The organism is Bacillus sp. cl95 (genome assembly GCF_900115925.1).
Classification (GTDB): domain Bacteria; phylum Bacillota; class Bacilli; order Bacillales; family Cytobacillaceae; genus Neobacillus_A.
Genome location: NZ_FOYF01000002.1, coordinates 703,156 through 728,374, shown reverse-complemented (window position 1 = coordinate 728,374; position 25,219 = coordinate 703,156). Strand labels below are relative to the sequence as shown.

31 protein-coding genes and 3 pseudogenes are annotated in these 25,219 nt (G+C 34.4%); 7 read left to right on the top strand and 27 right to left on the bottom strand.

All coding sequences use genetic code 11. The features are described 5' to 3' along the window. On the top strand, positions 1-280 hold a 280-nt coding region (locus BMZ31_RS08960), incomplete at its 5' end, for a DUF3231 family protein (protein WP_254778685.1). A 34-nt stretch (positions 281-314) separates the two neighbouring features. On the opposite strand, the pseudogene BMZ31_RS08955 reads toward BMZ31_RS08960, so the two are convergent. The 7 genes and pseudogenes from BMZ31_RS08955 to BMZ31_RS08930 all read right to left on the bottom strand — a co-directional run. Continuing rightward, positions 315-557, bottom strand: a pseudogene (locus BMZ31_RS08955) (IS3 family transposase); the annotation flags it as partial. A 479-nt stretch (positions 558-1,036) separates the two neighbouring features. After that, positions 1,037-1,582 carry a signal peptidase I gene (lepB, locus tag BMZ31_RS08950; RefSeq protein ID WP_090831366.1) on the bottom strand — a complete coding sequence of 182 codons (546 nt, stop codon included), beginning with the start codon at positions 1,580-1,582 and terminating at the stop codon, positions 1,037-1,039. Positions 1,583-1,826: 244 nt separating this feature from the next. Continuing rightward, positions 1,827-2,462 (bottom strand): annotated as a pseudogene (locus BMZ31_RS08945) (SpoVR family protein); the annotation flags it as partial. A 368-nt stretch (positions 2,463-2,830) separates the two neighbouring features. Continuing rightward, positions 2,831-3,202 (bottom strand): hypothetical protein, encoded by a 372-nt coding sequence (locus BMZ31_RS08940; protein ID WP_090831365.1) that lies wholly within the window; start codon positions 3,200-3,202, stop codon positions 2,831-2,833. Positions 3,203-3,273: 71 nt separating this feature from the next. After that, the gene (locus BMZ31_RS20295) at positions 3,274-3,426 is read right to left on the bottom strand and encodes a hypothetical protein (RefSeq protein WP_175478040.1); all 153 of its coding nucleotides are present in this window, start codon (positions 3,424-3,426) and stop codon (positions 3,274-3,276) included. Positions 3,427-3,528: 102 nt separating this feature from the next. Then, entirely contained in the window at positions 3,529-4,146 is a 618-nt protein-coding gene (locus BMZ31_RS08935) for an SMI1/KNR4 family protein (RefSeq protein WP_090831364.1), read from the bottom strand. A 118-nt stretch (positions 4,147-4,264) separates the two neighbouring features. Next, on the bottom strand, positions 4,265-4,696 hold the full coding sequence (locus BMZ31_RS08930) for a hypothetical protein (RefSeq protein ID WP_090831363.1): 432 nt from the start codon (positions 4,694-4,696) through the stop codon (positions 4,265-4,267). Positions 4,697-5,668: 972 nt separating this feature from the next. Between BMZ31_RS08930 and BMZ31_RS08920 the strand changes: the two genes are divergently transcribed. Beyond that, on the top strand, positions 5,669-6,289 hold the full coding sequence (locus BMZ31_RS08920) for a hypothetical protein (protein ID WP_090831361.1): 621 nt from the start codon (positions 5,669-5,671) through the stop codon (positions 6,287-6,289). Positions 6,290-6,701: 412 nt separating this feature from the next. Here BMZ31_RS08920 and BMZ31_RS08915 read toward each other — a convergent pair whose 3' ends face one another. Next, positions 6,702-7,238 (bottom strand): hypothetical protein, encoded by a 537-nt coding sequence (locus BMZ31_RS08915; RefSeq protein ID WP_090831360.1) that lies wholly within the window; start codon positions 7,236-7,238, stop codon positions 6,702-6,704. Between the two features lie 182 nt (positions 7,239-7,420). Here BMZ31_RS08915 and BMZ31_RS08910 point away from each other — a divergent pair, with 182 nt between their 5' ends. Continuing rightward, a complete protein-coding gene (locus BMZ31_RS08910) occupies positions 7,421-8,260 on the top strand; it encodes a tyrosine-type recombinase/integrase (RefSeq protein WP_090831359.1) in 840 nt (279 codons plus the stop codon). 108 nt (positions 8,261-8,368) lie between these two features. On the opposite strand, the gene BMZ31_RS08905 is transcribed toward BMZ31_RS08910, so the two are convergent. The 8 genes and pseudogenes from BMZ31_RS08905 to BMZ31_RS08870 all read right to left on the bottom strand — a co-directional run bounded on the left by BMZ31_RS08905 (position 8,369) and on the right by BMZ31_RS08870 (position 12,990). Then, positions 8,369-8,659 (bottom strand): hypothetical protein, encoded by a 291-nt coding sequence (locus tag BMZ31_RS08905; protein ID WP_090831358.1) that lies wholly within the window; start codon positions 8,657-8,659, stop codon positions 8,369-8,371. A gap of 138 nt (positions 8,660-8,797) precedes the next feature. Beyond that, positions 8,798-9,511, bottom strand: a complete 714-nt coding sequence (locus tag BMZ31_RS08900; RefSeq protein ID WP_090831357.1) for a hypothetical protein — start codon at positions 9,509-9,511, stop codon at positions 8,798-8,800. 169 nt (positions 9,512-9,680) lie between these two features. Continuing rightward, entirely contained in the window at positions 9,681-10,001 is a 321-nt protein-coding gene (locus BMZ31_RS08895) for a hypothetical protein (RefSeq protein ID WP_090831356.1), read from the bottom strand. Positions 10,002-10,051: 50 nt separating this feature from the next. Further along, a complete protein-coding gene (locus BMZ31_RS08890) occupies positions 10,052-10,630 on the bottom strand; it encodes an SMI1/KNR4 family protein (protein ID WP_175478039.1) in 579 nt (192 codons plus the stop codon). 158 nt (positions 10,631-10,788) lie between these two features. Further along, positions 10,789-11,220 (bottom strand): SMI1/KNR4 family protein, encoded by a 432-nt coding sequence (locus tag BMZ31_RS08885; RefSeq protein WP_090831415.1) that lies wholly within the window; start codon positions 11,218-11,220, stop codon positions 10,789-10,791. A gap of 223 nt (positions 11,221-11,443) precedes the next feature. Then, positions 11,444-12,103 carry a suppressor of fused domain protein gene (locus BMZ31_RS08880; RefSeq protein WP_090831354.1) on the bottom strand — a complete coding sequence of 220 codons (660 nt, stop codon included), beginning with the start codon at positions 12,101-12,103 and terminating at the stop codon, positions 11,444-11,446. A gap of 178 nt (positions 12,104-12,281) precedes the next feature. Beyond that, positions 12,282-12,651, bottom strand: a pseudogene (locus BMZ31_RS08875) (VOC family protein). Positions 12,652-12,807: 156 nt separating this feature from the next. Further along, positions 12,808-12,990 (bottom strand): hypothetical protein, encoded by a 183-nt coding sequence (locus BMZ31_RS08870; protein WP_090831353.1) that lies wholly within the window; start codon positions 12,988-12,990, stop codon positions 12,808-12,810. Between the two features lie 389 nt (positions 12,991-13,379). Between BMZ31_RS08870 and BMZ31_RS08865 the strand changes: the two genes are divergently transcribed. The 3 genes from BMZ31_RS08865 (at position 13,380) to BMZ31_RS08855 (ending at position 15,628) form a co-directional block, all read left to right on the top strand. Further along, positions 13,380-14,279, top strand: coding sequence for a hypothetical protein (locus tag BMZ31_RS08865; protein ID WP_090831352.1), 900 nt, complete (start codon positions 13,380-13,382; stop codon positions 14,277-14,279). A gap of 853 nt (positions 14,280-15,132) precedes the next feature. Next, complete coding sequence (locus tag BMZ31_RS21025; RefSeq protein WP_175478038.1) at positions 15,133-15,273, top strand: helix-turn-helix domain-containing protein; 141 nt, start codon at positions 15,133-15,135, stop codon at positions 15,271-15,273. Then, positions 15,236-15,628 carry a hypothetical protein gene (locus BMZ31_RS08855; RefSeq protein ID WP_139205926.1) on the top strand — a complete coding sequence of 131 codons (393 nt, stop codon included), beginning with the start codon at positions 15,236-15,238 and terminating at the stop codon, positions 15,626-15,628. The genes BMZ31_RS21025 and BMZ31_RS08855 overlap by 38 nt, the downstream gene beginning before the upstream one ends. 231 nt (positions 15,629-15,859) lie before the next feature. On the opposite strand, the gene BMZ31_RS08850 is transcribed toward BMZ31_RS08855, so the two are convergent. From BMZ31_RS08850 to BMZ31_RS08820, 7 genes are all read right to left on the bottom strand, one after another. Continuing rightward, complete coding sequence (locus BMZ31_RS08850; RefSeq protein WP_139205925.1) at positions 15,860-16,546, bottom strand: hypothetical protein; 687 nt, start codon at positions 16,544-16,546, stop codon at positions 15,860-15,862. 257 nt (positions 16,547-16,803) lie between these two features. Next, a complete protein-coding gene (locus tag BMZ31_RS08845; protein WP_090831348.1) occupies positions 16,804-17,025 on the bottom strand; it encodes a hypothetical protein in 222 nt (73 codons plus the stop codon). 91 nt (positions 17,026-17,116) lie between these two features. Continuing rightward, entirely contained in the window at positions 17,117-17,614 is a 498-nt protein-coding gene (locus BMZ31_RS08840) for a GrpB family protein (protein WP_090831347.1), read from the bottom strand. A gap of 209 nt (positions 17,615-17,823) precedes the next feature. Continuing rightward, on the bottom strand, positions 17,824-18,426 hold the full coding sequence (locus BMZ31_RS08835) for a hypothetical protein (RefSeq protein ID WP_090831346.1): 603 nt from the start codon (positions 18,424-18,426) through the stop codon (positions 17,824-17,826). A gap of 101 nt (positions 18,427-18,527) precedes the next feature. Then, positions 18,528-18,812 carry a hypothetical protein gene (locus tag BMZ31_RS08830; protein ID WP_090831345.1) on the bottom strand — a complete coding sequence of 95 codons (285 nt, stop codon included), beginning with the start codon at positions 18,810-18,812 and terminating at the stop codon, positions 18,528-18,530. Between the two features lie 181 nt (positions 18,813-18,993). Next, complete coding sequence (locus BMZ31_RS08825; RefSeq protein WP_254778683.1) at positions 18,994-19,398, bottom strand: hypothetical protein; 405 nt, start codon at positions 19,396-19,398, stop codon at positions 18,994-18,996. A 199-nt stretch (positions 19,399-19,597) separates the two neighbouring features. Further along, positions 19,598-20,086, bottom strand: coding sequence for a DUF2750 domain-containing protein (locus BMZ31_RS08820; RefSeq protein WP_254778681.1), 489 nt, complete (start codon positions 20,084-20,086; stop codon positions 19,598-19,600). Positions 20,087-20,672: 586 nt separating this feature from the next. Here BMZ31_RS08820 and BMZ31_RS08815 point away from each other — a divergent pair. Further along, positions 20,673-21,884: a translocation protein TolB gene (locus BMZ31_RS08815; protein ID WP_090831344.1), complete on the top strand. Its 1,212-nt coding sequence runs from the start codon at positions 20,673-20,675 to the stop codon at positions 21,882-21,884. A gap of 968 nt (positions 21,885-22,852) precedes the next feature. Here BMZ31_RS08815 and BMZ31_RS08810 read toward each other — a convergent pair. The 4 genes from BMZ31_RS08810 to BMZ31_RS08800 form a co-directional block, all read right to left on the bottom strand. Further along, positions 22,853-23,122 (bottom strand): hypothetical protein, encoded by a 270-nt coding sequence (locus BMZ31_RS08810; protein ID WP_090831343.1) that lies wholly within the window; start codon positions 23,120-23,122, stop codon positions 22,853-22,855. Between the two features lie 239 nt (positions 23,123-23,361). Then, on the bottom strand, positions 23,362-23,526 hold the full coding sequence (locus tag BMZ31_RS20285) for a hypothetical protein (protein WP_175478036.1): 165 nt from the start codon (positions 23,524-23,526) through the stop codon (positions 23,362-23,364). A gap of 268 nt (positions 23,527-23,794) precedes the next feature. Continuing rightward, complete coding sequence (locus tag BMZ31_RS08805) at positions 23,795-24,214, bottom strand: DMP19 family protein (RefSeq protein ID WP_175478035.1); 420 nt, start codon at positions 24,212-24,214, stop codon at positions 23,795-23,797. 289 nt (positions 24,215-24,503) lie between these two features. Next, positions 24,504-25,034: a hypothetical protein gene (locus BMZ31_RS08800; RefSeq protein ID WP_090831341.1), complete on the bottom strand. Its 531-nt coding sequence runs from the start codon at positions 25,032-25,034 to the stop codon at positions 24,504-24,506. Positions 25,035-25,219 lie beyond the last annotated feature (185 nt).

Genomic DNA, 25,219 nt, shown 5'->3' with positions numbered 1-25,219 from the left:
GCCTACGCTTGATGCGGAAATTACGGATTCAACTTCATCACCTTTCTCAGATAAGTTAATGATGTTTCATACAGGTTTCTTATTTTCTACCGCAATGATTTATTACGGTACGGGCTGGGCCTCTTCACCGAGAAGAGATTTGACACCAAAATACCTGTCAGCCATTTCCGATGATGCAAAGATAGGAAAAGAGTGGATGGATTTAATGATTAAAAACGGCTGGTTAGAGCAGCCGCCATTGGCAGAAGATCGTGAAAAATTAGCTAAAAACAAAGGGTGAGGTGGCTGGTAAACTGGCACCTATGTCAAGGACACTATAAAAAAAGAGGTAAAGCAGCTTGAAGATGATTCCTATATTGAATAGGGGTCATCTTTTTTAAATTCCACTGATAGCGGTAGTTGTTATAGTAAACCATATAATGATTTATTTTTGACTTCAATTCGTTCAAGGTTCTAGCGGATTTATAATGTACCTCGTCCTTAAGATGGCCAAAGAATGATTCTTGCGGGGCATTATCCCAACAGTTGCCTCTCGTTGACATAGACTGGCCAATTCCCTGTATATTTATATACATAATGATTCTGTGCCAGTCTTAATTAACCTTCTTCAACTAAACTGCATCGCTTGTTTAATAAGGGATTCAACAAAATATCACCTTACTTTTTAGGCTTGTTTTTATAGTTTGCAGTGACATTTACGGTAATAACAGAAATAAATACAGCCAAACCGATTAAAATAGAGTATAGTTTACTATCACATGTGAAAGTCAAATTGATAATAATAGATAATATCGCAAATATTAAAAGACCCAAAAGTATTCGAATTCCGTAACTTATTTATTTCATCCTCTGTCACATTTTACATTTATGTTTTACAGACCTTCTTAAATTATCGCACCCATTAGTTTAAGTGCATTTTTTCACAATCTTAGCTTTAATACAGGAATTCAACAAAAAAAGGTGGTTAACCCTTCCTGGTCAACGCACCCGATGGTTTTATAGAAGAGACCAGTCCAACAATATGCATAAGCAGCAATTAGTTATTTACGATTTTAATTTCTTTTATTGGATAATAAACAACATTTGTTGTCCCTATTACCTTTTCTATGGGTATCGCTCCAATATCACGGCTGTCTTTGCTATCCCTTCTGTTATCTCCCATTACAAACAAACTATCTTTAGGGACAGTATCACTACCTACAGCGGTCTCCTTTAAAGTGAAAGAGTATGTTAAAGTTTCATCATTAAGTCTTTTCTTATATTTTTCTAAATAAGGTTCGTTGTATGCCTTCCCATTTATATATAAAACATCATTTTTATACTCAATACTGTCACCTGGGAGTCCGATTACACGTTTTATGTAATCCCTACCGTCTGGGGCGTGAAACACAACAATATCAAATCTTTTCGGTTCCCCAATTTTGATTACAACCATACGGTCCTTGTCCTGGAGAGTGGGATTCATTGATTCACCGTCAACAACAATGGGGGTAAAGATAAAAGAGCGAATAATGAATGCTATTACAAGAGCACCCAATATGGATTTAACCCATTCAAACGTTTCATTTTTCTTCTTTGTCATTACTCATTCTCCCTTAATATTCACCTTAATTTATATCCTCATTTTACCATATTTGTTTGGGTATATATTATTTTTCTTAAGCTATCCTGCCCTTTCGTATTATGATCTTGTCCTCATCTGACGAAAAAGCAAAAACGACACGGTTAGCTTTCATGCTTAGATGGCTTTGTGGTCAGATTTTTCGCAAATGATGAGTTCCAAAAGAAAAGCCCGAATTCTAATTGAAATCGGGCTTTCCTTTTTGTTATAAATATTTACGATGTATCCCTTTCCCATCATAGGTAAATAGCATTGCCCTGCCTTCGATGACACTTTCCATGTGAACGATTCTTCCCCATAGCTGATGAACATATGGCAAAACCTTCTCCAAATATTTCAGGTCAAGTTCAATTCCCTCAAACCAGTGCTTAAGGTATAGTTCTCCATTCTTCATGTAATCCCCATCGTTTACGGTTATATACGGGAAGCCACCATTGACACGCATACTGACGAGCTGATCTCGTACGTGTTCCCATTGTTTGTCTACTACCTTATATTCCTTGCCTTGTTTCTGGAATAAATACATGTCTTCACGCATAACTAGATCCTTTGTTAAGTAGTTCCTTAAAAATGAAATATCTGATTCAATTTCACGAACTTCAAACATTTTTTCACGACCGGAGCCAGGTTTAACTCCCCTTCTCTTCATTTCCGCAGTCGGGTTATTAAAGCGCTCTTCAATATCTTCAAAAATCTTGATACCTAAATAGTAAGGGTTAATTCCCGTTCTTGATGGCTGCACGACACCTGCATTCAGTTTGGCAAATTCAATCGCTTCACCGCTCGTTAAATCCATTTCACGGAGGATGCGCTGATGCCAAAAAGTTGCCCAGCCTTCGTTCCACTAAGGCGGTTCGTTAATCAGCAGTATATTGTCTTCCATTTGACATCACCGGATATTTCTATGATACATATTGCTTAGGTTGCCTTCCAGAAGGTTAGGAATTATCGTTCTGCGTAATAGAGTTATTTTTGATTTTTTTATATTCTTCCCGGGTGGATGATGGACGATTGTACTTATTTAGTTGACCAGCATGTACCCGTGGATCAACCTAAGCTCAAACACTTATTTTCTCTCCCCCCAGCCACTTTCAATAAGGAAAAAACATTCATACGGTATCTTGTTCTTCAACTCAAGCACAAGTTCGTTTAAGTGGATTTTTTCACGATTTTTTTTATACCTTACTTGCCTAAAAGCTCTGCTAATCGTTAATCGGTTTTAATTTCATAATCTGTCACTTTGTCTTTATCATCAAACCAAATTACGAGCCACTCACTATCAATACTCATAAAACCCCGCTCGTCACCTAAATAATATACAAGATTGTTTAGTTCCTTAAAATATACCTTTTCTTCTTCCTCACCAAGAAGTTTTATAATTTCAGTTTTAGACTTTCCTCTTAACCTCACTTCCGAGAGCATACTATCCACCATATTGACTCTTTCAGCAGGCTTATTTAACCATTTCTCTTGGTTGAATTGATTAGGTGTTAATAACAAAAATAGCACGTAAATGATTCCGCCTATAATGATTGCAAGTGAGCCTAATGTTAATGCGATAACTTTAATTGCTTTTTTCACTTAATTACCCTCGCAAATTAGAATTTTGTTCATTTATTAGAGTGAACGCATTCAGTATCGGTTGCATTTAGTTAAAAGTTCTTGTTCAACTCTTCTGCCCCGTTAGCCATCCATGAAGCGCAAAAACGGCGCTTCACCACAGAGAATGAAAATGGATAGAAAGTGTCAATACTGATACAGACCTTGATCCAGTCAACCCTAATCCATAGAAGATTTATTTTCATGCTCTCCTCTTTATTTAACGATCGAGCAGAGTTTTCTTAAGTTTTGTCATTTTTCTATTCTGTATCAACTTTTTTTCATGGTAGTTGAATAAGAAATCTCTATTAACTCCACCAGTCCTCTGGAATTTCTTCTTTCATAATAGACTCAGAAATTTTCAATTCGTCGTACAAGAAATCTGAAAATGTATCCCAACTAAACAGTATTTCTCCGGTTTTTTTTATAGCGAGGATTTTACTTTTACCTTCTAAAAAATATCCCAAATTTTCGTCATCACTATATTGTCTTCCGCCAAAATGAAAGAGTTCAGTAGTATTATTGTATTCATTCTTCCACCATATATTTGCCGTTGATAAGTCAAGTGGTTCAGGGTCTAATCGATTTAATACATTTTCCTTTACAATAGAAGGCGGTAAACCAAAAAGGTCTATTCCATAGAAACTACAGCCATTGCATATAAGTAAAAAATCTTTGTAGAATTTAGGAATAACAAGTCCAAATTTCTTCTGATAGTTGCTTATCCAACTTTTTTTGGAAGGTGGAAAAAGACGGATTGCAAAACTATAGACACCATTCCAAGGTTCGTGGGCTATCTGCATGGTGTCGTTCAAGTCTATACAAGATGAGTATTTTAGATAATTTAAGGAATGTTCTTTTAATGGAGATAGGTATTTTGGAAATTCTTCTATTTGTTCTTTAATTTGTGCCTTAATCGGATTCATAATTAATCTCCTTAATGCAATCTATTACAAAACTGTTATTATAAATTCTATACCTAAAACTGTTATTCCTTCTTGAAGTAACCTGCCCCGATAGCTTAATGGCACAATGCTAAAATTTTTACGGATGGTCTCTAGTTTGGGAATACAAATCAAGCATATACTCACGATTATTTTCAGCACCATCTTCATCAAGTTCAAGGTCATCAATCCATTGATAATAATGCCCTAATTCGTGTGCAATTGAACCAAGAATTGCCGCCAGTGCATTATCTTGTCCGTTCTGCTCCAAAAGCTCCTTATAGTCACCTGTGGCTATTCTTATGTATGGTTCTTCGCTTTTATCGAAAGGTGCAAAGAATGTTGCAGATACTAATTCCTTAGTGAATCTATTCTTAATTTGATAGTCTTTTTTGAGATAAACAACAACACGTTTGGGAAATTCGAATTCTTTTCTTACCCATTTTGCAAACTCAAGACATGCCCTTCTTACTTCAGGATGAATTCCTAGTTCGCTCTTTATTCTTAAGCCAGTCCTTGCTGAATCAGTCATTCATTCACTCACTCTCTCATATAAGGTGTATATATTAAAATTCGATATGAACACACTCTTTCCTTCTTCTTATATACAGTATGCTTTCTAACCGTATCCATCGTAAATAATGAAACACAAACTGCATATTTTCTAACTTTGTTTAATTATCTTCAGTAAGTATTTATAGTTTTCAACGTTAACAAACATAGGACTTTAATTGGAGTGTAGGAATGATAGGCTTGGTTGGCTGATTGAACAACTGCTTCAGCCTTTCAAGACAAATTGTACCCACGGCGTCCCAAAGGAAAGTCCTTAAGTGCTTATTTATGGATACATTTAAACAAACATAAAAGGTGCACTATTCCAAGGATTTATTCCCGATACTGTATATAACTGCCCAGTTTGTTCAACAAAACCTTTGTCATTCACTATGATCAAAATGGGTTAAGGGATTTAACCTTTAAAAATAATTAACTGAAAAAATGAAAATACAAAAGAATTTTAAAATGGAAATAACAATTAAGATTTTTCCTTCCGTTTGAACAGGAAAAATTGAAGCTTCTAAAGAACCTAATATTAAGGTCACACCACGGATTTGGCTTAGGCATATGCATTAACAGAAAATCTAGTAAGAAAATATAGGTTAATGTTTAAAAACTATACTGGTTTTCAAGCCAAAGGTGATGTACATCATGTTTTACCAAAACAAGCTGAATTATAAGATTGTTTGAGCAGCGCGGAATAAGTGTTCATGATCCAAAATATTTATATGATTTACCTAAGGAACTACATCGATATTCAGACTATAACGGTATTCATACTAATAATAGTCCTTTAGGGAAAGGGTGGAACAAAATATGGGAGAATTTGATTGAAGATAACCCAAATGCAACAGTGAGTGATATAGAAACTCAACTAATGAAGATGGAAAAAGAAGCCAACCTATCTTCCTATAGGGCAAAACAAAATAAATAAGTGGGGTTAATAACAATGGAGTTCTATGTAATCAAACAAACTTATGAAGATTATGCAAAGACTATACCAATCGACAACACAACCGAAAAAGAGATTTGCTATGAATGTGAAGGAATTATGGTGAAAATAATCCGGCCAATTAAATTTTATTTAAAAGGTAGTAAACAAGCAGATTATTATAATAATATCGTCCCATATAAAATTGTTAGTGATAGGTTTCAGCGTTTATTAAAAGAACATAACTTTTTAGGATGCGAAATTTTAGATGCAAAAATAAATTTAGAAAGTTGTCCTTCAAAAATCAACAGCGAATACTTAGAGGGGTTAAAAGAACTCTACATCTTTGGGAGAGCTGGTTTAGTACAAGATAGCGAGGGAAAGATACTTGAACATTGTCCAGTATGTCACCGTATTCCTCCTTCAATCAAAGATGAAGCTTTGGGGTTGAGTATAAATTTACAAACTTGGGATGGATCAGATCTTTTTTATTTTTCAAATTGGGAAGGTGGCTTAATTGTAACTGAAAAGGTTAAGGATGTTATTGAAGAAGAGAAAATTTTAAATGTTAATATTACAAACATTAAAGATTTTGTCTTTAATAGTCTTTTGAAGAAATTGAAAAAAAATGATAAATAAAAAATAAATATTACCTCCTATTTCTCTCAGTCGTTAGTTAAATTCTTTTTTCGTTTTTCAAATGGTTTCTAATATGAAAAAAAAGTGCTCAGCTGCAAGAGAGTAAGCAACGGGTTTGGATATTGAATTAATTGATGGAGTTAAGCATGTCAACCTAGGGCTAAATGGATTAGTAAATGTTGAAAATAAAATAAATAACTTTTCACCTGATTTTATATAAATCTTCCTTTTGCTATTCCTTGTGAGAAAATTATTCGAATGGAAGTAAGAATAAATAGCCTCTTTTCAGTTCATTCGAGAAGGTCCTCATCTTTTATAAGTTAGTATTATTTTCTTCAAGTAAGGCACCCGTTAGTTTAAGTACAAAGATTCACAAATTCCTTGTGTTGCATTTGCGTGAAACTAGTTTTATTTACTCTTTGATATTAAAAGAGTATAAAATTTTCAAACAATTGGCCTCTTGATTATCACAGGTAATACAAGTTATATCTTCTTTTTTTACAAATGTTTCACCATCAAGTACCCCGTCATTTGTTAAGGCAGATATAACGACAATATCATCTTCGATTCTATTAACAAGCCCTTGAATTGTCCCTACTTCTGAAATTTCTACTATAACAACCAATGCTTGTTTTTTCGCAACCTCAAAAAAACCCTGAATTAAGTCTTCATTCTCCACATCAAATCTAAAATGGTTCTGTTTTTTAGCTTCAAATAATATTTCAAGGTTTTTAAGATAACGTGTATTTTTGTTTATTTGAAAAATGTTCTCCGTTATAATCAGAGAAAAACCATCGTACAAACCATCGGCTGAAATATCCGCTAAAATGGTATATTCTTCATTTACATTTAATACTTTACCAGCCTTAAATTTTTCAACATCACTTAAATCCCTGTATATTTCAAGCAATTGTTTGTTATTTTTCGCTTCTTCCAATTGTTTTAGCATAATAAATACTTCCTCCTTATTTACAACTTAATACAATCCTTGGAACCGGGTTAAATTAACAATTCGTCAGTTGGATTCAAGAATCCTTCATCAAGTAACCTGCCCGTTACTTCAATACCACGTTTTCAATTCTATAATCAAGGCAACAATTCCTCTAATATAACCGAAAAGGAGGAATTATTTTGTTATTATCAAAAGCCTGGGAATTATATGAATCAGACAAAAGGATTGAAGGATTCTCTCCTCATACATTAAATGCATATAAGCTCCAGTCCAAGTTACTGATTCAACACTTTAACGATGTGGATATTCAGTCATTGACGACTGATCAACTGAAAGGATACTTAGCAAAATCCAGTGAACACCTAAAGCCATCAAGTTTAGCTCATCGAATTCGCTTTATAAAATCTTTATTTCGTTGGTCACACGAGGAAGGGCATTTACCTAGAAACCCAGCAGCAAAAATAAAAGAACCTAAACAAGGTAAACGGATTCCGAAGTTTCTAACGGAGAGAGAAATTGAAAATTTAAGGGAAGCCTGTTTAAATCCAATGGAAAAGGCATTATTTGAATTTATGTTTTCAACAGGTTGTAGAATAGGTGAAATTGTTTCTCTAGATAAGAATTGTATTAATTGGTCAAATCGTTCAGCCATTGTGCTTGGAAAGGGTGACAAGGAGAGAGAGGTATACTTTAATTTACGATGTGAAATCTGGCTCAAACGATACTTAGACCTTCGCCAGGATAAAGATCCAGCTATTTTTGTTACTGAACGGCACCCACATAGGATGAGTATTGGACAGATGAGGTACATCATAAAACGAATATCAAGTCGGGCAGGAATTAACAAAGAAACTCATCCTCACCAACTACGCCACAGCTATGCCACACACCTTTTGAATAACGGAGCTCCCATTGATGTTATTCAAAGTTTATTAGGACACGAAAAAAGCGAGACTACAAGGATTTATGCTCAGTTAAGCGGGAGCCTTAGAAGGGAGTTTTATAGAAAATACTTTTAGATTGGATGGCAAAAAGGCAACGGATTACTCCGCTGCCTTTCCACTATTGCACCCTATAGTTTAAGTACATTTGTTCACAAACTTATTTCAGGAATGTTGCCACGTTAGTTAAAATATCCAATCCTCCTCTTTAACGTTATGATTGTTTACAGCACTCTCTTTTGCCTCTTCTATTGTGTCGTAATCTATATCACCAATAACGTCCCAATTTAAGTCACAAGAGAAAAGATAACATTCTTTACTACCATCATATTGGCAAATAGCAACAGCAGTTATATAAATCTTATCAATTAAATTTCTGCTATCATCGACTATTCCGACATATCCGTACCTATTTTCTAAAGAATTTTTAGTAATATGTATGACCTTTGCACCATCAAGTTCACTTGGAATCTCCATTAATAACCTCCTGCATATCACCTTTTCTAATTCAGCTATTCTGCATCGTATGTTCAATAAGAAATTCAACAAAAAAGGCCGTTAATCCTGCTGGATTAACGCCCCTGGCCAACTTAATATTAAAGGAGCTAACTCGAGCTATAACGGCTCTGCTTCCTTAAAAGAGACGGACTTTGCTTTGTATATCTTTCCATCCCAACCATACTCAATTCTTAAATCGCCAATTTGCCCAGCAGGTGAAATAAAAACTACTGTTGAGCCTGTTAATATCCCATTTTCAATTGAATAATCCTCAAGTTGCCCAACACTAGGATTCGGGTCGATTGTGTTCGGTAAATATTGAAACTTGGAGATGTCAACATTGTGTTCAACTTTGCCAATACTAATGGATGCTATGTTTCCGTTTCGTTTCATTTTGACAAGTTTCTTGACTGCGATATCAATAGGTTCAACTGGAACTTCTTCGAATCTTTGATTAGGGTCCCGTACCTGATTCAAAATATGATTTTCTTTTGTTGACAATCCGGAACCTGCCCCGGATATCAATACAACCATTATGTCTTTTAGTTCATCGTCGTTTATATCTTCATAAAATAATTTAGGAGCAAACTTATCATTGTACCAGTTAGGAAAGTTATATATTAATTCGCCGCCAACACTGCCGCCACCGCTACCAACTTGAAGAGTAAAATTTCTCGTAGCCATACTTCCTGCTTTATCTGCTATTAAAAAAATATCGTCATACCATTTATCGGAAATGATATAGGATGTAACTAGCCTATCGGCAGCATAAGCTTTACCGGTATGACAAATCAAAATATATATTAATAAAATTACGGCAAATCTCTTCATAATCTTCACTCCTTTTTATTTAAAATTCCCAAAAAGGAGTTATCTATATAGTCTAATACGCATTTGGAGCTTTTTATTGTTAAGCTAACCTGCCTCGTTTGTTCAATAAAACAAGGGATAGCTTCATCAATCCCTTATTAAGAAATCGCAACTATAACTTAAATAATGGCTACTTATTATGCTTTTCATATTCCATATACCACTGAGGGTTTTTATGTTTTATTAACCCCAATGCTTCCTCTAAAGCTGACTCTTCAAGATTGGCAAGGACATCAAAATTTATTTGATTTTTTCTAATCCAAATTTCAGCAAGTGATTCGCCGCAAGTTGCCCTTATCATTTCTTCTTCATTTTTATTGTTTGCAACATTAATCAGTACAGAAATAACTTCTTCATCATCAAAGTCAGCAAGATAAATAGCACAATCATCACGGGTGGCATCGTCAACTTGTTCATCAAGTAATAATTCAATTAATTTCTTTTTATTCATAAAACCTCCTAATTTTATAAAAGCACCCGTTGATTGAACAAGGAATCTTATTAAGGTGTGGTCGGTACATTTTCATCATACTCAATACCGTTTTCATCAAACAAAGCTGCTAACCTTTTGATTTCATCGCTTAGAAATGTTTTGAGATTAGCCCAACTATTTAACACTTTACTTGAATAATTCTCACAGCGATGGATTTGATTAGTTTTTATATCATAAATGATATATGAACCGTCCCAATTATAGCTTCCAATTACTAATAAATTATCAGGGATAAATTGTTTTACCTCGCTATGATGAAGTACCAAGTCATATGGTTGAATTGCTTCGTCACCTTCTCTTACATATGAATTTCTCTTTCCATAAATACTTAGGCTGTCCGAAAAAATATTTAACCCATTTGTTATTAGCAAGATTTCTTTGAAATCTTCTGGTAAAGATACGGAAAGTTCTTTTTCGATTTCATTTATTGCTGTTGTTCCTATTTGAGGATATATAATGTGGAACCAGGCTTCAGGGGCAATATGTGGCACCTTGCATATAAGAATCGTTCCGTTTTCTAAAACTCTCTCTCCTGTTTGCTTCCATTTATCTAGTTCATTTACTATCTCTTTAAAATTATTACTCATTCTGGTCCCCCTCGCCAATTTCTCCATTAATAATACTGTTATTGATTACATCATCGTTCCTTCTTCAGCTAAAGTGCCCCGTTGCTTGAAAATGAAAGAACGCCGCCTCGATTATTCTTATGCTCAAGCACCCGTTTAGCTTAATAAGGTTTTACTTTTTACTCATCATCAAAGTCACCATTTTCTTCAGAAATTAGTATAATAAATCCCTCTAGATTAGGGGCATATTCATCTATTTCTGTGGTTTCGTGATACCAAAGATAAATAACATCCTCCATTTTACCGTTGTTAATTTTTAGACAAATTTTATCTCCTGAACCATCGTCACCGATTGCAATAAGGTCTTTAGACATTCCTTCTTCAATAACTTCAATATTTTGCCTAACAACATCATCCCAAGTTTTTTTAGGATTTCTATGGTCTTTGATAGGATAAAGTATCCATTCACCTATTTCAGCATTATTTACTAACTTAAATAGTTCTTTGTACTGTTCGGGAAAAATCGCACCTAACTTTTCCTCTGCCAACTTTATATCCAATTCATCAACGCCAGATTTCTTTGTTTGAATTAAGTTTATTACATACTGCATTTGATAAAACTCCCTTACCATACATATGTACCACTTTGATTAATTCAATATCGAATAATGCTTTTCCTTCTTCAACTAAACTGCATCTTTAGTTCAATAAAAAAATGGCTGCACAATGGGAACTAGATCTTCAAGTAAAGCACCCGGTTAGTCCAATAAGAAAAGCCGCCAAAATGGCAGCTAGAACTTAAGCTCCTACTTAGTTAGCTGAGTATTTATATTTTTATAAAAAAGACTTTTTTCGTTTCATATCCGTTACCAGATTAGGATTTTCTCTCTTCATATTTTCAACAAGTTTCGGTGCCTTCGTATTATCCTCTTTTAGAACTTCTAATTCCCTTTGTGTAATTCCAACTAATTGCAAAAAGTCTACCTTGCCGTGAACAGTGTCAATACTCATAGCCTCGGTGTCATTTACGACAAGTAATGCAGTTATTGCTGATTCCACTCCTAAGTGTATTGACTTTCCATTTCCTGCAACAAACTGCATTGGTTCAAAAAATCTTTCCTGTGTATAAGTATAGCGAGCAAGATTAGCTAACATATTTATAGCCCACAGACAATCTTCATTTGATTCTTCTTTCAATTTTATTGTCATTTCATAACCCCAACCGCTCCATTTACCTTCAAAAGCCTCTTCATTTACATAGAGCTCGCTAAGCCCATATGTCAGAATGTGTTTATAATCATTTGAGGATTCAAAGATACTATACCCATCCAGATATTGGTCTCCACCGAAAATAGCCCGCTTTTGAATATCTGTTCCATAATGTGCAGGACTTTGATTTGGATAGAGCCTATTAAATACCTCATCAATAGCCTCCCAGCCTGGTGCCCAATCTTCCTGTTCCGCCGCGTGCTTTTTATATTGTTCTAAATCCATCTAGTATAAACCTCCATTAAGAACAGAACTCTTCATCATCTATTTCTATACAGACAATCCCATTTCTTTCTTCAATTATTCTGCTCCGTTTGTTCAATAAGGAGTTCAACAAAAAGAGTACGTAATCCTTCCAGGATCAACGCACCCCGTTAATGCAATAAGGAAATTTATTTTGTTACTACCAGTGTACTTGAAGTTTATTACCATTTGGATCATAAAAGTGGAAATACGAATGACCGTTATCTCCTTGTATATCCTCGACTTTAACTTGATTATTAATTAGGTGTTGACGAAATTCGGATAGTTCTGGGCTTGTAAAGCCAATACTAAAAGCTGATTCATTATTAATTGTAAAGTGGGCAAATGTTTCATCGTCAGTTGGAACTAAGATAAGTAAAAAAGCTCCCTCATTTACTTTAAAAATCGCAAATGGATCGTCAGTAATTTTTAATAACTGAATCCCTAATACATCTCTATACCATTGTGCAGACTGTTCTAAAAACAGGAATTCTAATATAATGTACTTGCTCAATAAATGATTTACTCATATTTACCTCTCCTTACTTTAATCTGGTATATCAAATAATTCTCTTTTTTGTGTTTCTTTCCTTCCAAATTTTTGAATTAACCTGCCCTTTAGTGCAATAAGAAAAAGCGATCTTCTAATTGAAGAATCGCACCGATAAATGAAATAAAACAAAACGTTAAAAACTCAGCCATACAAAACAATAAATAATAATAGTGAATGAAATTGCAACCCATACCGTATTTTCTTCTGTATCTTCATTACCTTTTATCTGCTTAGCTAATTCAACACCTTTTACAATAAAAATAATACTAACTACAGGCAGTAAATAAATCGATATAAAATCCATTATTGGTCCCATTATTCTCTCCTATGTGTTATTCACCTAACAATGCGATGCCCCTAAAATATGAAATGTGGAAACAGGAACATGGCTCAGTAGAAGTATATCTTGAAAAGGAACCCACTTATTTTAGAAAACGTAATTTTCATTATCCCGTATATTTACCTTCCATTGATGGAACTAAACTCGTAAAAATGTTTTAGGTCAGTATTTAAAGGAAGATTTACCTGTTTTAAAAAAATTAATAGATCTATAATTTCCGTTATCCAACTAAATCTAATAAGTTTATGCATAAATGATAAATAATGAAAATTACTGTGTAAACAAAAAAACTTTAATTATTTTGAATATTTACATTTTTAAACAATTAATTTAATATCAATATATAGATAAATAGGAGGGGCAAAATGAAAAGGATAATTGTAACGTTGATAATTTTTTGTATGACTTTTAGCACTCTTAGTATTCCAAGAACAAAAGCAATGACTATTACACCAACAGAAGATTATGTAAATGGTGTTGTAGGTTTTTATGATGAAATAACAAATGTTAATGATAGTTTTACAGAAAGTAAAAGCATCTATGATGAGAATGACCTAATAATTGGGCAGGAAGTTACTACAACCAACAGAACTGTTGTAAAAGATCCTATTATGAAAATTGTTACAATTACTATAACAAGTGAAATAGCCACAACCATACATGGACAAACAACCATCCAAGTGAATCCTCCTGAGGTTATCTCTTTTAGTAAATATGGTGATTTTCAGATTCAGGGTGTTAGAGTCTCTGATGAAGATTTAAAGTCCCCACTTTACACAACAACATCTGGACCTAAGCCTCCAACTAATGATGTCGAACCACCTGCATATATAATGTCTTTAGAACCTAAAACTTCTGCTGGTTTTACAACATTGGCTACTACTAAATTAGCTAGTGGCGGATTAAGTTGGTTGACTCACTACAAAGAAACTTCTAGTAGTTATTACACTTTAACAGCATATAGAGAACCCAAAAATTTTATGTTGGATGGACCTAAGGGTACCCCCAGAGTCAAAACAAATGTTAAATATGGGGCAAAGGTTGTTGATTTTAAAAACTTAGCTAGAAGGGTATCTGACGCTAGGGCAAATATTTTAGCCGCCAGTGCTACTCTTGTAGCTGCGGGAATTAGTGCGTTATATTGGTGGACTGTTATAGCACTTATTGGTTCTGCTGGCGCTGCTGGAATAGCTGCATATCAGATATATGTAAATAGTAATACAGCAAAAGCTGATATGAATGAAGCTTATAATCTTCTGAGATAAGGATATGATAATATGCAATTTATTCAAGGTTTAGTCATCAGTTTCTTCATTACATTTTTCCTTTATCAAATAATAGAAGGTAAATTGAGCGACAAAAGGAAGAAAATGTCCGGTTACTCTATGTTATTTATTTTCTTCTTATTGCTATATTTATTCAATGGACTGTAAGAATTAATATTCTTTCGCATTGACGATAGCAACATTCTTTTACAGGCTGGTATAAACACAATGACCGCCAATGGTAATATTGAGTTTCAACTGGTGCTATGAAGACGGGATGAATCTACGATGGTGATATGTGTATTAGGATAGTACTCGTCAATTGTACATGCATTTACTCCATAATGGGAATGGTGCAATGCAAACAGGCAGGTGTTGTGGTTAAATACAAACAGGTACCGTTAAGCGAGAGGCTATCCTCTCGCTTTTTTATTTATACTTATACTTATCTTCAGTTAGTTTATAATTGGAAGTATCTTCATCTTCAAAAATTTTAGAGTTCGAGCTTGGGGATTCTAAGTGTCGTTGTTTCAAGACCGTAAGGCGGCAATTGGTCGTCTCATAATTATCGGATTTCAAATGCATAAGGTATTGTAAAACCTGTGTCCAAAAGAGAAAATCCGTTTTAGCCTATATTAGAGGAACGTTTCAAGGTACTCAGCTAAAGGAAGCGTTAGAATCAGAAGTATACTTCAACCCTTATACTTGTGACACGTTTATTTAACTTCCTTCACGAATGGGTGTGAATGCAGCAGGCGAGGTGTTTTGTTATGAGAAGAAATGCAGGGCGACAAAAACCGAGTACCATACTATATAATAGAAGGACGATGACCATTTAAGTAGGTGAATATTAGTGGAACAAGGAACGTTAAGTACTTCTGATGTTGCAACGAGATTGGGTGTAACAGAAGGAACGATCTATAAATACATAAAAGATAAACGATTAAAACCGATAAATGAAAAAAAAAGATGGCCTAGATGCACTACCGTTTGAAATGAAATTACCTGAAAAGTTACCTTTTGACCTCAGCCCTTTTCAACCACCAGTTATTAACGATATGACCCATAAAGGTAAAAAACTAATGGTTGAGTTCAAAACATTTACAAAATCTAAATTTGGAAAGCCTTTAGGTGTATTAATATCAGTTTCTAACTCTGAAGATGGGTTTGATACCACCAATTCGGAAGAGGTTAAACTTAATAATGACATAACCTCTTATTACGCAAATAAATCGTTATCCTTTATTCAAGATGGAATTTCCTATTCAACCCTTTATATGAATGATGATATTACCAAAGAACAACATAAAAAAGAAATGATTGAAATTGCTAATCAAATGGTTAAATAAAAGAAACGCTTGGGATTTAACTTCCCAAGCGTTATGTTTTCTATAAAACTAACCTGCCAGTTAGCTTAAGAACAATTTCAACAAAAAAGGCGTTAATCCTTCCTGGATCAACGCACCCGTTAGCTTAAGTACAATTCTTCACAAACTTTTGCCCATTAGTCAAACAAGAAGAAAGTCGCAGTAGCGACTCCCCACAGGAGCCTGAAATTAAAATAAGCAACCCGGATGGTGCTATTCAACATATTGTAGGCTATCAAAGATTTTTACCGCTTCCTTAATGGGACCTTTATAGTAGAAATGATAAACAAATCCATCATCTGTTTCCCAATCAAAATTTGTGTATGCTTCACTTATTGTACCTCGAATATTAATACTTCCTTCGTGAATGTCTTTGTTTTTAAGCCAATTCGCTTTTTTCATAGCGTCAAATAAATCATCTACCTGTTGATAGGGCTGATCCCCATTATCACCATCAAAACGCATTGACCACGGTCCGTGTTTTGCGTAAATGATAGATCTAATCCATGGTTGAATCCATAATTTAACGCCGGCTTTCTGTTTATAAAAAACAAAATCATTCGGTCGGTCACTGCGTGTAACACTACCAACAAAACCGGCTAGTTCACCGATTCGACTTGATTCAGGTGGAGGGAATAAATCTGGATCATTTCGATATGCCTTATCTGTTGATAAAAAATAAATCATGTATTCATTTTCATAAGCTTTCACTTTTACAGAAGTTTGCTTTTTTGATTTACTTTTCTGTACGTTCCAATAGGTCGGCAACAAAACCGGAACATTTGTATGATCTGTTACCTTACTTACAAACGGTCGTAAAAATGGCACGACTTCCTGTGGCTTCGCCAATGCAGAGAGAAACAATATACTAATCAGGGATAGTAGCGCTAGCTTCTTCAATAAAAAAACCCCTCTTTCAAAACATTTTCTATTATAATTCGCATTAACAAAACGAACTATTTCGGAATTATTTTCTATAAAAAGCTTAAATATTATAACTCTTGTAACAGAAAGCTCTCCCTTACTTGCCAAAAAAATGAGCGTCCCCACCTTATTGTATAAACCTGCCGTGTTAGTGGAACAAGAAAAAGAGCCGCAGCTACGACTCTTTGTTAAACTCAAGCACCCGTTAGTTGAAGAACAGTCATTGTTTAAATCTAAATAAATTTTCTACAAACTTCACAAAGACCACTTTCGTTTAAAACTAGTGGCTTGAAATACTTTCTTAAATTTTTAGCGGCAGCAGAAGTTTCATTACCATAAGTAGATAGTTCAAACGGTAATTCAGGTTTATAACCAATATCCTGACAAGAAACACATTGATTAATCCATTTTCTAAGTTGGGGATACATTCTTAAATATTCTTCTCCCTCTGTCATAAAAACTCACTACTCCTTGGTTATTATGAATTTCTATCCTTGTTATCCTAATGCACCCGTTAGCTTAAGTACAATTGTTCACAATCTTATGTCACAGTTTTTTAAATTCAGAAGTGTTCATTAATTTTTGGAAAAACTCATTTTTAGCTTCCCTATACTCATCCATTTCTTTCCCTTCAAACTCTCTTTTTAACTCATCATATTCCATCCTGTAAGTATCATTTAGTAATAAAACATCTCGAAATTTCCAAAAGAAATCATATTCAGAATCTATGACAGTTAATTGAACTCCTAAAGGTGGAACGGTTGAATCGTCTTTAAAAGCCCTGAACCAGTCCGTTTTTACACTACCTTCATTAAGTTCATATAATGCTGAGAGTGTCTGAACTGCCTTTGGGAATTGTTCAGAATTAACACGCACTTGTATATCTAAATCACCCTTTGTAAGGCTATTAGGGACAGCCGTACTTCCAACGTGCTGAACATCTGCTTCGGGCATACGTTCTTTAATTATCTTTTTGTGTACTAAGAAAGTTTTCTCTGCCTTTTCATATAAAAGACTGTTTTCAAAAAAATTAACTTGTTCCATATTACCCTCCCCATAAGAAATTCTTTAAGGTTAATCTTACCATCTTATTCAACTAAACTGCTTCGGTAGTCGAACAAGCAAAAAAAAGCTGCCGAAGCAGCCTCTGATCTTTAACTCTTGCACCTGTTACTTTAAGTGCAATTCTTCACAAACTTCCCCTTTGCTAAAAAAAAGAGACTATTCCAATATTGAAAAGACCCCAATTTATATTATAAATGCATTACAAGCTCAAGACCTGTTGGTCTGCCTTTGAATGGAGTTTGATATTCTTTAATGTTCAAATCCAATCCAGAAATATTGTCTGGTAACGGAGGAGACACAATAAAGTTATAACTAATGTGTCCATCAGTTCCTCCACCACCAGTTACTCTACAATCATATCCTTCCCCTAACCATAACTCCCAAAAACTATGCCGATGGTACCTTTCCCTATTTGGGTCCATTTCAGGTTCCCAATCAATATTAAAATTAACAACACTTGCATTTCCGTATTGCCTAATAAATGTTACGGAATACAAACACTTGTCTTTTTCTACAGACTTTAAGACTGGTATATACTTTTGAAAATCTATTGGTTCAACCTGCGGTCGGAAATGGTCATCATTTTCTAATACACCGAATAAAGACCTTAGCAAGTCCTCATAAAGATTAAACTTGTCTGCCCACTTTGAAATATCTTCAAGCGGTGGAAAACCTGGGTTATTATTTGAGATTTCCTTTCTTTGTTTTAGCAAAGAACATATTTGTTCATCGATTGGGATTAGACGTTCATCATAATGCTCCGTCGGTTGGTCAAAATGCATTCGTTTCATTACATCACCACCTCAAACTTATTAAAAATGCTTAGTATAATATTAACAAAATTTGGTATTTAAAGGAATCTTTTTTATTCAACTATCCTGCCCCGTTAGCCCTACAACCCTAAAATCTTAACAGTAATAATGAGGAACAATAAAATAATATTTAGCCAGACAAAAAATTTAATCATAACCTCAGCCCATAACTTTCTACGCAAACCAAAATAAAGGATAACACAAAAAAATAAAAGGCTAATCACTAAGCCAACTCCAGAAACTTTTTCAATTCCCAAGTCAAAAACGTCAATGAATGTATGTATTAAAACAGAGATAACAAATAAAAAAATGTAAATCTTAAATTTTTTTTCCTTTCTCTCAAACTCATCTTTAAATTCATACATTTTTCTTACCTCAACTTTTCTTCCTTTTCCTTAAGTTTATCAAATATGGTTCTTCAACTAAACTGCCCGTTAGTGCAATAAAAATAGGGATTGCCGCAGCCATTCCAATCTTTAACTCTTGCACCCGATAGTTTAAGTACATTTCTTCACAAACTATTTTAATTCGTAAAATAAAAAGCATTCAATTGAGAAAATTCTCCCAAACTAAATGCTTAATATCTTCCACTTTTTTAACTTCTTTTCTGAACCATTCCATATTTCCAGCGAACCTTTCGGAACAAGGGTATTCAATCCTTGCTGCACGATTTCCTTGGATACATCTAATTACCCCTCTGTAATAGGGTTGGCTCTTGGTTTTTTCCTGGTAAGTAGAAACATAGGGGACAATCTCATATAGATAGTTTATTGCAAGGGAATCAAAATGCTTTCTAGATACAACTTCTTTAATTTGTTTGTAAGTAAAATCATCTAAATCCCATCGAATTATGCAATCACCATCTGGAAGCTGAACGTCCAATTTAATGTATAGTCCAACTTTATCCTTAGATACTTCAACGATTCGGAAGTTATCTAAATTTATTGACATAGCAATTCCCACCACCCCTCCTATATTTTCCCTCTACCTAATTCGTAATCTAATCTCGCTATTCCTTCTTGAATAAACCTGTTTCGTTAGCTCAATAAGGATTTCAACAAAAAAGGCGGTTAATCCTTCCTGAAACAACGCACCCGTTAGCGTAAGTACATTTTTTCACAAACTTCTAATTCTCAAAAAGGGTCTTTTTTTAATAATTTTCTAACTCATTGTTTAAGTCCCTTAAGATTACATCTATTTCGACCACTGCTGTATCATTGTCTGTAGGGAATATGGATGGTTTAACTCTATCCTCTTTCATTGGAATAAGAAATTCATTAATAAACTCATCCAATTCAATTGGCTCAGCTTTGAAGTTACTCCACTCACAAACTGAACAGTTTTCCGCAAATTCTTTTTTAGGAAAGAAAGGAATCAGCATATTTCCATCATCATCCTGTGCAGTTGCCCAACCATCATCATATAGTCCCCAAACTTCTTCATAAGCTACAACTTTTTTAATAAAATACTCATATCTAATATTTGGTGGTTGTTTTATGACCGATTCAAATTCTTTTTGATTCATATCTTTTTCCTCCAGCAATTCCATTAAAAAAATCCATTCAATTATAAATTCTTCAGCAGGAAATAAAATACCTTCTTTCGCTAAACTGCACCGTTTGCTCAATAAGGAATTCAAAAAAAATGGCCGCTTATCCTTCCTGGATCAACGCCCCCGTTATTTGAAGAAGTCTTCCCGTATTGAATCATAAAATTGTCCATCTTCCATCTTTGACTTGAAAAAAATGTCCCATACATCCTATATGGGCTATGCCAAATTCATCAATTGTATTCTTTGGGGCTGTTGCATAAACAGAAAAAAAGAAAAAATTCGCTTCTACTATTCGTACATCTTCAGGTATGGGAACTCCTGCTCGTCCTTCATCGAACTTTATATAGTTTTGTTTATTTGGATTGGTAAGAACGAGAACTCCTAAAACAATGAAAGTTATATCTATTGTAATTTCTTCTTTTTAATGTCGCAATTTGTTTCAAATGAGACATTAATGATCCAATTTAATGTGCAACTCCCCTCCCCTTTGCTTCAATATGAATAGTTACAAATCCTGCTTATAACAAAACTTTCGTTTTTTTCTATATTCTCCCTCCTTTATTTCAAAAAGATCAAAAAATCTATTTTGCCTGTCTAGAGTAAAGAACGATTCACTTTGCATAAGCATTATCCTAAATCTATTAGGTAAATATAATTAGCAGGAGGGATTGCCGTGCCAATAAAATTTTTATTATTTTTGATGCTTTTATTTCATTACTCAACTGTGACGAAGGCAGAAGTGGCATTGAAGGCTGCTTTTATTCGCGATCACCAGTTATGGATAAAAGAAGGGAATCAAGAAATACAGCTTACTAAAGATAAATCTGTCTATTCACCAAAGTGGTCTTATGATGGAAGATTTATTGCGTATATCGACGGTGATGAGAAGGGAGAGAAGTCTAACCTGTGGGTTTATGATACAAAAAGGAAAGAAAACTATGAACCATATCATAGCATTCAGACTTCTTATTTTACTTGGTCTCCTGTTGCAAATGAACTAGCATTCACATCAGGATGGGTACTAAACGTTACAAAGACAAAAGATGACAGACCTTATGGATTTGAAAATGTGTCGTTAGGGGTTAGTGGATTTGAGTGGTATCCAAACGGGAGAGAGTTTATTGTTTCTGCTAGCTCAAACCGCCTTCCAACAGGCTGGGAGCCAATTAAATTGTATCGAGTTCCAAAGGATATGAATCTAAATGAGAAAAAAGCGGAGCTATTATACTCAATCCGAATCGACGAAAATAATTTATTTGCCGTTGATGTAGGTAACTTTAAGTGGAGTCATGACGGAAAGTGGATTAGCTTTCTAGGCACCCCAACACCTTCTTGGGCTATGGACAGTAATCCTTTAGGTGTTCTATCTTCCGATGGAAAAGTGTTCAAAGATATTGGTAGGATGTTAGGATTTAGTGACTGGTCTAAGTGGGCACCACAATCAAACCAATTAGCTTATATTTCAGGAGAAGGGCGTTTTTTTGTTGAGAACAAGATCACTAAAATTGCTGAAATAGAGGCATCCACCAAACAGGTTGAATATACTCCGAACGGATATGTGGACCTAGATTTGGAATGGTGGTCACCTTCCAAAGTGATTGTCGCACGGTCACAGGAAAACAAAGTATGGAAAGAAGGTCCAGTTCCTACAATGTTCACCTCCTTATATGAAATAGATTTAGGCTCAGACATTCAAAAACAAATAACATTTCCAAAAGAAAATGAGTTAGATGAAGATCCTCAGTCTGTTGGTTCCTATCTCACATGGATACGCAGACAAGACGCAATTCAAAATGGTGATGTATGGATAAAGCATGACAAGCAGAAAGATGTAAGTGTTTGGATAGAAGATGTAGACTTTTCACCTGCTCTTTTTAAAAAGTAACCATGAGTAAAAGTAGTTTCAAAAGAGAGGTGAAATTTTTAAAAACAACCAAAAACGCACTAGAATAGCAGCCAGTCCGCTTTGAACTTTTGGACTGGTTATCGTGAAAACGAGCCGTTCCAATGCAATGGTACGACGTCGAGAAACACACCTCAGGTGGGATACTCATCGCCGGTCTCGATGTTGATCTCGTGTAGCTGTAGCGTTCACCTTCGCGAACATCGAAGGAGATGGTCTCCAAGGGTGTTGAAGGCAATCAGTCGGTGAGTTCCTTTTCCTCGGTACAAGTGCGTCACACGAGCTCGTGGTGGGCATGTTCATTGTTCCTCCTTTGTGGTCATGTCAAATATCTCTCACCCATGCTTTACCCTAGGGACGAAGATCTTGTTTAACTATCCTATCCTCCGTTTGTTCAATAAGGAAATCAACAAAAAGATGCCTCAATCCTTCATGGATCAACGCACCCGATCCGATTTCAATAGGACATTTGCATTTGCTAGTTGAACTGGGAGAAAAATCCTAGAAATCACTAGGATTAAAATTATTAACCTTTTCATCCATACTTCACCACCTTACAGCAACCCATTTTGGTTTTTATTATGTTTCCTCAATAAATCCTGATGGTTACCATTGTTTTGTAAAAAAGAAAAAACACCTCCGTAACAGAGCTGCCATACTAAAGGTTTCAGTTCCAACATTTTTCAAACCACTTGTCTAGCTAAATAAACATAACCCGCTGATATTAATAATTAATTTATTCCACTTCTTCTAGGCTCGATAGTTGAACAAGCAAAAAAAGGCTGAGGCAGCACCCTTATCTTTCATCCGGTAATAAAACCATGACTAAATGACATTTTATTTTTCACTTTATTGTTTTGCCATATAAAAAGCCTAATAAGCTCTCCCAGTAAATATCCTAGTATTGTTACCACAAAGATGGTGAAAAAATTTATAGGTAACACTTACCCTTAAATAAACAGTAACTTTATACCAAATCCTCCAAATATCCATGTAACTAGGAAAGCTACCCACATGAATGCAGTTGGCGTTGAATTCATGATATTAATCTTCCATAAACGAAACATGGAAAACACAAGTAGATAACCTACTATACAAAGTAGTGATATCTTCCAGAACGACTGTTGCGGCATAAGCAACTCAAAAGTATTAAGAACAACATGCCAACCCAAATAGAAAATAGCTGTGACAAATAAATGTCTTGTTTTAATTTTCTTCATCTGGCTCCCTCCTATAAAATGATTTACTAACCTGCCTTCTTTAAGTTCAATACTACTACTTTTCTTTTAATAATTATGTCGGTTTCTGTTCCAAATTAAACTTTCCTGCTCCATTCTTCCAATAAAATTGCTACAAAAATGGCGTTAATCCTTCCTGGATCAACGCACCCGTTAGTGGAACAAGAATAGCAGTTTAAATAACAATTCAGAGTTTTTTTCAAGCACCAATTAGTATATTATTAATTTTCCCTAAGATGATTTAATAGTGCAGAAGCCACAAAAATTATAGATAAGCCTGTACCTAAACTATCGGGTTGCATATCAAAGAAAATGGGATAAACAAACTGATTAAAAACGGTAATAACTATTGCCAATGTAATCAAGGTAATGTTCGTTTTCTTCAAAGGAAAGACCTCCTATTTAATATAGAAAACAAATAAAAATTCTCCATTTTTATTATAACTCTTATTAAACTATCCTGCTTCGTTAGTGCAATAAAAAAAGGGATTGCCGCAGCCATCCCAATCTTTAACTCTTGCACCCTTTAGTTTAAGTATATTTCTTCACAAACTATAAGCCATGAAAGGTAAGTTATCTCATTGGTACAATTTACAGGAATAAAATATCCTTTTTCCCACAAACCTGCCCATTTTAGTGAAAAAATCGAGTTTTTTAAACAAACTGTTCAATATTGTCTCGAATATACTTAACCATTAATTTATATAGATACATATCATAATTATAAAATTGTTTATCTAGTTTATACCACTCTTCTTCTTTTAGCGTTTCTACTTTATCCGAATTAAAACATATAACAGCTTTTTGGAATAATGATTTCACATTAGAATCATTTATCCGCTCTAAGGCATCAAGTGTCTCTGGTAAAAATTGTCCTTGAGTATTATAAAAGTATTGTTCAAATCCTCCATTACCAACTTCACCAACAAGCCTGAGAATATGGATAATTGTTTTTTCTCCTTCAGTCATTAAGGCTAAATCATGCTTTCTAGTTGTAATAATCCAATTTGCATCATTAATAATTTCTAAGTCATCATCATTTCTAAAGACAAACTCTTCAAAATTAATATTCACTATTGTCATTCCTTCTTATTGTTGTACACATTAATTTCAATAGAAAGGTGCATAAATCCTTCCTGGATTATGCACCATATTTTTTCTTCTTCAACAATCCTGCCCTTTAGCTTCATAAGAAGTTCAACAAAAAAAGTACGTAATCCTTCCAGGATCATCGAATATGTTAGTTCAAGTGTATTCTCTCACAAACTTATTAGTCTCACAGAAATAATCAAATATTAATAAAGGACCTCAAATAAGGTTCTTTAATTTTATTCTTATTGAAGAAGAGCAACCGTTAGTTAAGTTAGACATCAAATTGCATTTTTCTTATATCCGTGGTCACAATCAATACATATGCCAAATCTCTCTGACCTATATATACTGTTTTAGTAGGTGATTTTATTATAATTGCCTTTAAGACTTTTACACTCTTTACGTGCTCAGAATACGGGTCAGATAGTTCTTCTTCTACAACCTCCAATTCTACTTTGATTTCGCAATTATCAAGCGAAGTATAACACCATAGTTCAGAAAAATCTGGTGTGTCATAATAAGCTTCGCCGAATTCAAGCCGTGGTCGTCGTTTACCTAATATCGTAAATTTATTCCACCCTGATTCTACTTTCAGTCCAAAAGCCTCATCCCTTATATCCGAAAAATAGTGTTCCGTTCCACTTATATTTAGAAGGCGTTCCCCATCTAAAAGGATTGATACATATCCACATGAATATGTATCAGATGACTCGGAATCCTTGTGACTAAAATCTTCATTTTCTATAAGAAATAGTGATAACGAACGTGTACCTTCAAATAATTGTTTTATGTTATCGTACAATTTCAACACCCAATTCTTTCGTTTTCCAGTCCGGTTACCTCAATAAGAAAAGCTACCTAAATGACACTCTTAATGAAAATTAATGAGTTTATTTTTCGCGGCTCTCAACAATATTTGCTGCAACACCAATACAATTGAACCTAATATTAGTACGAAAATCGGTCTATTATTTTGTTCTACAAAAT

Coding starts and splice junctions, on each gene's coding strand:
- lepB (WP_090831366.1), bottom strand. CDS start 1,582: ATGACAAAGAAGAAAAATGAAACGTTTGAATGGGTTAAATCCATATTG.
- BMZ31_RS20295 (WP_175478040.1), bottom strand. CDS start 3,426: ATGAAAATAAATCTTCTATGGATTAGGGTTGACTGGATCAAGGTCTGT.
- BMZ31_RS08935 (WP_090831364.1), bottom strand. CDS start 4,146: ATGAATCCGATTAAGGCACAAATTAAAGAACAAATAGAAGAATTTCCA.
- BMZ31_RS08930 (WP_090831363.1), bottom strand. CDS start 4,696: ATGACTGATTCAGCAAGGACTGGCTTAAGAATAAAGAGCGAACTAGGA.
- BMZ31_RS08920 (WP_090831361.1), top strand. CDS start 5,669: ATGGAGTTCTATGTAATCAAACAAACTTATGAAGATTATGCAAAGACT.
- BMZ31_RS08915 (WP_090831360.1), bottom strand. CDS start 7,238: ATGCTAAAACAATTGGAAGAAGCGAAAAATAACAAACAATTGCTTGAA.
- BMZ31_RS08905 (WP_090831358.1), bottom strand. CDS start 8,659: ATGGAGATTCCAAGTGAACTTGATGGTGCAAAGGTCATACATATTACT.
- BMZ31_RS08900 (WP_090831357.1), bottom strand. CDS start 9,511: ATGAAGAGATTTGCCGTAATTTTATTAATATATATTTTGATTTGTCAT.
- BMZ31_RS08895 (WP_090831356.1), bottom strand. CDS start 10,001: ATGAATAAAAAGAAATTAATTGAATTATTACTTGATGAACAAGTTGAC.
- BMZ31_RS08890 (WP_175478039.1), bottom strand. CDS start 10,630: ATGAGTAATAATTTTAAAGAGATAGTAAATGAACTAGATAAATGGAAG.
- BMZ31_RS08885 (WP_090831415.1), bottom strand. CDS start 11,220: ATGCAGTATGTAATAAACTTAATTCAAACAAAGAAATCTGGCGTTGAT.
- BMZ31_RS08880 (WP_090831354.1), bottom strand. CDS start 12,103: ATGGATTTAGAACAATATAAAAAGCACGCGGCGGAACAGGAAGATTGG.
- BMZ31_RS08870 (WP_090831353.1), bottom strand. CDS start 12,990: ATGGGACCAATAATGGATTTTATATCGATTTATTTACTGCCTGTAGTT.
- BMZ31_RS08865 (WP_090831352.1), top strand. CDS start 13,380: ATGAAAAGGATAATTGTAACGTTGATAATTTTTTGTATGACTTTTAGC.
- BMZ31_RS08855 (WP_139205926.1), top strand. CDS start 15,236: ATGAAAAAAAAAGATGGCCTAGATGCACTACCGTTTGAAATGAAATTA.
- BMZ31_RS08845 (WP_090831348.1), bottom strand. CDS start 17,025: ATGACAGAGGGAGAAGAATATTTAAGAATGTATCCCCAACTTAGAAAA.
- BMZ31_RS08840 (WP_090831347.1), bottom strand. CDS start 17,614: ATGGAACAAGTTAATTTTTTTGAAAACAGTCTTTTATATGAAAAGGCA.
- BMZ31_RS08835 (WP_090831346.1), bottom strand. CDS start 18,426: ATGAAACGAATGCATTTTGACCAACCGACGGAGCATTATGATGAACGT.
- BMZ31_RS08830 (WP_090831345.1), bottom strand. CDS start 18,812: ATGTATGAATTTAAAGATGAGTTTGAGAGAAAGGAAAAAAAATTTAAG.
- BMZ31_RS08825 (WP_254778683.1), bottom strand. CDS start 19,398: ATGTCAATAAATTTAGATAACTTCCGAATCGTTGAAGTATCTAAGGAT.
- BMZ31_RS08810 (WP_090831343.1), bottom strand. CDS start 23,122: ATGAAGAAAATTAAAACAAGACATTTATTTGTCACAGCTATTTTCTAT.